Source organism: Candidatus Neomarinimicrobiota bacterium, from assembly GCA_041862535.1.
Lineage (GTDB): Bacteria > Fidelibacterota > Marinisomatia > SCGC-AAA003-L08 > TS1B11.
On the sequence record JBGVTM010000010.1, the window covers coordinates 1 to 5,317 of the forward strand.

Genomic DNA, 5,317 nt, shown 5'->3' on the forward strand with positions numbered 1-5,317 from the left:
GAGGATAATCTTCTCGGAAAGCTGCCGCACCCGGCCGTCCACCCGGACCCGAACGAAGCCCTCGCGCCGAATACTGCGGAAGACCTCCTTGTACTCCCCCTTGCGGCCCCGCACCACCGGCGCCATGAGCTGAATCCGGGTGCCCTCGGGAAAAGCCAGAATGTTATCCACCATCTGCTGGACCGTCTGGCGGCGGACCGGCTGGCCACAGTTGATGCAGTGGGGCATACCGATGCGGGCAAACAGCAGCCGCAGGTGATCGTAGATCTCGGTAATGGTGCCCACCGTCGAGCGGGGGTTGCGGCTGGCGGACTTCTGCTCGATGGATATGGCCGGCGATAGTCCCTCGATGACGTCCACGTTGGGCTTCTCCATGAGGCCCAGAAACTGGCGGGCGTAGGCCGACAGGGACTCCACGTAGCGGCGGTGTCCTTCGGCGTAAATGGTATCGAAAGCCAGGGAGCTCTTCCCCGAACCGGACAGACCGGTGATCACCACCAGCTGGTTGCGGGGGATCTCGACGTCGATGTTCTTGAGGTTGTGCTCCCGCGCCCCCCGAACGAAAATCTTCTCCGCGTGATAGACCGGCATTAGCCTTATAAGCTAGCATCACAGCTCGAAGGGGAAAAGGGAAATTCAGGGAATAATGGTGGAATGAAAATTGACGATTGGATGTCACCTACCATTGAAGTCATTGCGAGGGAGTCCCGATGCTGATCGGGACGACCGTGGCAATCCCGCCACGAAGGTACATCTGCAGCTGACCCTCTCATAACCAGATATAAAAAGTTCTTGCACCCATTGTGTATAATGTATACATTGCATACAATAGGAGATTCATTATGCCTAGCACAACCGTTTCCATCCGCCTGCCGGAAGAAATCGCACGACTCCTGGATGAAGTAGCCCGGGAGACGGAGCGGTCCCGTTCCTTCCACGTCCAGAAGGCCATCAAGGCCTATCTGGAGGAGTTTGCCGACGCTCAGATCGCCCTCGACCGCCTCCGGGATAAGGATGACCGGGTGATCACAGCCCGGGAAATGCGGCAAGTCCTTGGGCTATAGGATTTCCTACAAGCAATCCGTCGCCAGGGACCTAGCCCGACTGGACTCTCAAACCCAGCGCCGCATCCTAGATAAGATCGATGCCGAATTGACTGGAGATCCCTTGCGCCACCCCGGCTTGAAAGGCCCCTATGCCGGCCTATATCGCCTGCGGGTCGGGGACTACCGGGTCATCTATACTGTTCTGGAAGAGGAGGTGCCGGTCCTGCGCATTGGCCACCGCCGGGAGATCTACCGATAGTTCATTTTTGAAACTAATTTCTCCCTGAAAGCCACTAGAGCCTCGCACTATGGACTCCCCCCAATCCAACTGCTCCTTCCGCACCATGGCCTGGATTTTCTGGGGGCAGGATCTGCAGCTGCCCTGGGAGCGCACCTGACCGAGGCAGCGCTGGCAATAGATCGCAATCGGATGTAAACTTAAGTTATGACTCGCGAATATGACGTGCTGGTCGAACGGGATGCCGATGGTTACTACGTGGCTTCCGTTCCGGCCTTGCACGGCTGCCATACCCAAGCCAAGACCCTCGACGAACTGATGGCCCGCATTCAGGAGGCTATCGCTCTTTGCCTGGAAGTTGAAGGTGAACCTCCCGAGACGTTGGACTTTGTTGGGGTGCAACGCGTCTCAGTCACCGTATGAGCCGTTTGCCCGGCGTCACAGGCAAACAGCTCGTTGCCACCTTAAAGCGTCTTGGATTCGAGGTTGTCCGCACACGGGGCAGTCACTACTATCTACGCCATCCTGACGGTCGCGCCACAGTCGTCCCGGTTCACCGCGGAGAAACCATTAGGCGCGGATTAATGGCCAAAATCCTTCGTGACACTGAAATCACACGCGAGGAGCTGCAAGCATACCTGTGACGCACCCTATCCCTCCATATAACTCCCACCACTTTCAAAAATAACATTCCTGTTCTCCTCATTGGCCACCGCCGGGAGATCTACCGATAGTTCATTTTTGAAACTAATTTCTCCTTGAAAGCCATTGGAGCCTCGCACTATGGACTCCCCCCAATCCAACTGCTCCTTCCGCACCATGGCCTGGATGTTTAAGGTGCGGGACCTGGTGCTGCCGCGGGAGAAAATCCTGGCGGAGGTAGGCCTCCAACCCGGCCAGCAGGTACTGGACTATGGCTGCGGCCCCGGCAGCTACACCGTCGTGGCCGCCAGACTTGTTGGGAATGAGGGCCAGGTTTACGCCCTGGACATTCACCCCCTGGCTATCCAATACGTCCAGCGCAAAGCCGCCCGGCAACGCCTGACCAACATCGAGACCATCCTGTCCGACTGCGCCACCGGCCTGCCCGATAGTCACATCGATGTGGCCTTCCTCTACGACATTCTCCACGGCCTGAGCGAGCTGGTAGCCATCCTGAAGGAGCTGCACCGGGTGCTGAAACCGGAGGGCCTTCTATCGGTGAATGATCATCACCTTAAAGCTGCGGAGGTTATCGCGCGGGTAACCCGGGACGGTCTATTTCAAATGGCCGGGAAAGGTAGATGGACCATTAACTTCTCCAAGGCCGGGTGAGCCGCTGCACAGGCCGCTCAACAAACGAGTAGCCATAGGTCTTTCCGCCATCGCTCACTACATTTTACCGGTAGCCCAATAGTATAAGGAATCCCCACCATGACCGAACAGAGCAACTACGAAAAGGCCCGGAAACGGGTGGAAGAGATCAAGGGCTTCTACATTCACTTACTGGTTTACGTGTGCGTAAACGCCGGCCTCTTCGGCATCAACGCCCTCAGCTCACCGTCCTATTGGTGGGCATTCTGGCCCCTGCTGGGATGGGGCATCGGTCTGCTGGTACACGGGCTGACCGTGTTCGGATTGCAGGGATTCCTCGGTCCCGAATGGGAAGAACGGAAAATTCGGGAGATAATGGAAAAGGATAAGCGGCAACCGCATGAACCCCCTGCCAAATAGGCTCCATCCAGCGCTGCTGACTCTTGTGGCGCTGCTGATCGGTGGCTGTCTGGCCACCCGACTGACCGACTTCACCGAAGAAACCCGTCAGCGTCATAAGATCACTGAAGACGAGCTGCAACGGATTCAGTTCTACAACAGCCATACCATCATCCTCACCCCCGCAGATGAGGTTCGGAACCCACCCACACCCGAACAGCGCCGGAAGCAGCCCCTGGACACCCGGCACCTTGACCGGGTGGTGATCAAGCGCCACACACCGGGAATCGTGGTTGCCGCCGGCAGCAACTGGCTGAATGTCAGCTTCGAGCCTGGAAAATGGCTGCGCTTCATCCGCCTTCCCAGCGGCCGTTACAAATTAAAGGCCACCACCGTCAACTACGGCGGCCGGCAGTACCACGCCGAGTACCTTTCTCGTCACTTTCGCCGCGGTCCAGCAGCTCTCCTTGTACCTAAAAGCCTGAAGCCCATCACCAGATTTCGCAGCCAAAAGGTTGAAGGCCAACGGATACCCTGAACCGGATGACTCAGTGGCTGACTAATCCCCGCCTGGTCTTCAGGCTGGTAGTAATCGGTCTGGGAGTGGTGCTCAGCGTGCTGGCCTATGTGACCAGGACGCCCTTCCCCCTCCGGAAGACCATTTTAAATCTCCTCATCGCCATAATCCTGAGTGTGCTAGTACCACTGGTGCGCTCCTGATGGACCTTGCCAAACCGGTATCGATATCAACCGCACAATTCGGGAGAATAGAGCTATGGAAATCAAACCCCATGGAAAGCTCATCACCAAACAGTGGTATATCCTGCTGACCATTTCGCTATTGTTGGCCGTAATTGGCCTTTTATTGCAGTTCTTGCTCCCACTTATCAAAGGGGTGGCTTCAAGTCAAGTTTCCTTGATCCTCTGGCCTATCACCCTGGGACTTATCGCGGCCATGTGGATCATATCTGCGCCGATTATCGTACTGTGGATCAAGAACCTCGCCTATATCATCGAAGAAGACCGGATCACGATCCATAAAGGCATCCTGACCAAGGTCCAGCAGAATATCCCCTACCGCGCTATCACCGATTTTATGCTGCACCGCTCCCTCTACGACCGCTTTCTGGGCATCGGTGCACTCCGCATCCAGACCGCGGGCCAGGCCCAAACCGTCACCGGATACGAAGGGCAGCTGGCCGGCCTGGTGGAATGGGATGAACTGCTGCAGCAATTGCGCGCCAGGATCAAGAAACTCCATCCCGTGGCGGAAGCAACGGCCGTGGCCGAGCCAGCTCCGCCGACATCGACTGAGCCACAACTTCAACTGATCCTGGAGGAGCTGCGATCAATTAGAAACATCCTGGAAGCGGCTATCCGGCAGCGTGATTGATGAAAATCCCGGCCCCGCTACCCACCTATGACGACTGGTGCTGCTGATGATCTCATCACTTTAATGTAAGGGGGTACCATGAACCTATTGCGCAGGCTAACTATCTATACGGTACCGCTACTGGTTCTGCTGCTGGCCAGCATTGTACCTGCTCATGCTCAAGTCGACCCTCTCAGCGGTCTGGATTCCTACATCACCAGGGCCATGGAGGACTGGGAACTACCGGGACTGGCCATTGCCATAGTGAAGGATGACGAGGTAGTCTTTGCCAGAGGGTACGGCGTCCGGGAGCTGGGCCAGCCCGACCCGGTGGATGAACACACCCTCTTTGCGGTGGCTTCCCATACCAAGGCCTTCACCGCCACGGCCCTGGCAATGCTGGTGCAACAGGGCCAGCTCTCCTGGGATGATCGGGTCATTGATCACATGCCCCAATTCCGGCTCTACGATCCGACCACAACCCGCGAAATGACCGTCCGGGACCTCCTGACCCACCGGCAAGGCTACCAGACCTGGGCCGGCGACCTGCTCTGGTGGGGCTCGAAACTCAACCGACAGGAAGTACTGCACCGGTTACAGTATCTGATACCAGACTACAGTTTCCGCGGTCGCTATGGCTACAACAACATGATGTATGTAGCAGCCGGCGAGCTGATCCCCATCCTCACCGATACCAGCTGGGCGGACTTCGTGACTGAGCGTTTGCTGCGGTCTCTGGGCATGACCCACAGCACTCTCACCGTGCGGGACCTGCCGGAAAGAGGCAATGTCGCCACTCCTCATACCAGAGTGGAGGGCAAACTGGTCCCCATTCCGTATCGCAATATCGACAACACCGCTCCCGCCGGAGCCCTCAATTCCAGTGCCATCGAGATGGCCCACTGGCTCCGGTTCCAATTGGCTGGCGGCAGGTATGACGGCGTTCAGCTGGTGGATTCGGTCATCTTC

11 protein-coding genes are annotated in these 5,317 nt (G+C 57.2%); 10 read left to right on the forward strand and 1 reads right to left on the reverse strand.

Annotated elements, in window-relative coordinates:
* Positions 1–591: excinuclease ABC subunit UvrA (locus ACETWG_00365; GenBank protein ID MFB0515042.1), on the reverse strand; the 591-nt coding region annotated here is incomplete at its 3' end.
* A gap of 251 nt (positions 592–842) precedes the next feature.
* Between ACETWG_00365 and ACETWG_00370 the strand changes: the two genes are divergently transcribed.
* From ACETWG_00370 to ACETWG_00415, 10 genes are all read left to right on the forward strand, one after another.
* On the forward strand, positions 843–1,064 hold the full coding sequence (locus tag ACETWG_00370; GenBank protein ID MFB0515043.1) for a ribbon-helix-helix protein, CopG family: 222 nt from the start codon (positions 843–845) through the stop codon (positions 1,062–1,064).
* Positions 1,054–1,305 (forward strand): type II toxin-antitoxin system RelE/ParE family toxin, encoded by a 252-nt coding sequence (locus tag ACETWG_00375; protein ID MFB0515044.1) that lies wholly within the window; start codon positions 1,054–1,056, stop codon positions 1,303–1,305. The genes ACETWG_00370 and ACETWG_00375 overlap by 11 nt, the downstream gene beginning before the upstream one ends.
* 186 nt (positions 1,306–1,491) lie before the next feature.
* Entirely contained in the window at positions 1,492–1,707 is a 216-nt protein-coding gene (locus tag ACETWG_00380; GenBank protein MFB0515045.1) for a type II toxin-antitoxin system HicB family antitoxin, read from the forward strand.
* Positions 1,704–1,928 (forward strand): type II toxin-antitoxin system HicA family toxin, encoded by a 225-nt coding sequence (locus ACETWG_00385; protein MFB0515046.1) that lies wholly within the window; start codon positions 1,704–1,706, stop codon positions 1,926–1,928. The genes ACETWG_00380 and ACETWG_00385 overlap by 4 nt, the downstream gene beginning before the upstream one ends.
* A 139-nt stretch (positions 1,929–2,067) precedes the next feature.
* Positions 2,068–2,598 carry a class I SAM-dependent methyltransferase gene (locus ACETWG_00390; GenBank protein MFB0515047.1) on the forward strand — a complete coding sequence of 177 codons (531 nt, stop codon included), beginning with the start codon at positions 2,068–2,070 and terminating at the stop codon, positions 2,596–2,598.
* Between the two features lie 99 nt (positions 2,599–2,697).
* On the forward strand, positions 2,698–2,997 hold the full coding sequence (locus ACETWG_00395; protein MFB0515048.1) for a 2TM domain-containing protein: 300 nt from the start codon (positions 2,698–2,700) through the stop codon (positions 2,995–2,997).
* Entirely contained in the window at positions 2,978–3,514 is a 537-nt protein-coding gene (locus tag ACETWG_00400) for a hypothetical protein (GenBank protein ID MFB0515049.1), read from the forward strand. The genes ACETWG_00395 and ACETWG_00400 overlap by 20 nt, the downstream gene beginning before the upstream one ends.
* A 5-nt stretch (positions 3,515–3,519) precedes the next feature.
* Positions 3,520–3,696 carry a hypothetical protein gene (locus ACETWG_00405; protein ID MFB0515050.1) on the forward strand — a complete coding sequence of 59 codons (177 nt, stop codon included), beginning with the start codon at positions 3,520–3,522 and terminating at the stop codon, positions 3,694–3,696.
* 55 nt (positions 3,697–3,751) lie between these two features.
* Complete coding sequence (locus ACETWG_00410; GenBank protein ID MFB0515051.1) at positions 3,752–4,369, forward strand: PH domain-containing protein; 618 nt, start codon at positions 3,752–3,754, stop codon at positions 4,367–4,369.
* 78 nt (positions 4,370–4,447) lie between these two features.
* Positions 4,448–5,317 (forward strand): serine hydrolase domain-containing protein (locus tag ACETWG_00415; GenBank protein ID MFB0515052.1); only part of this gene is annotated, 870 nt, incomplete at its 3' end.